The sequence below is a fragment of the Burkholderia sp. SIMBA_062 genome (assembly GCF_046534765.1).
In the GTDB taxonomy this organism is placed as follows: domain Bacteria; phylum Pseudomonadota; class Gammaproteobacteria; order Burkholderiales; family Burkholderiaceae; genus Burkholderia; species Burkholderia ambifaria.
On record NZ_JAWRYD010000597.1, the window covers coordinates 1 to 238 of the forward strand.

Genomic DNA, 238 nt, shown 5'->3' on the forward strand with positions numbered 1-238 from the left:
GTACGCGCCGCGCTCAAAAACGCGAGCTTGCCGCCGAGGCAGTAGCCGACCGCGCCAACCTTGCCGGCCTGCTCGGGCATCGCGCGCAACGCGGCAACGGTGGCCGCGATATCGTCGACGGCAAGATCGGTGTCGAATTGCGCCAGATAGTTGAGCGCCTGCTTCATGTCGGCGTCGCCATAACCGAGTTCGATGCCTGGCTTGATGCGCCAGAACAGATCGGGCACCAGCACCACAT

The 238-nt window shown here is 64.3% G+C and carries 1 protein-coding gene; it reads right to left on the reverse strand.

Annotation, left to right across the window (positions count from 1 at the left end; translation table 11 throughout):
- A partial coding sequence (locus SB786_RS37590) for a dienelactone hydrolase family protein (RefSeq protein WP_410731760.1) occupies nucleotides 1-238 on the reverse strand: 238 nt, incomplete at both ends.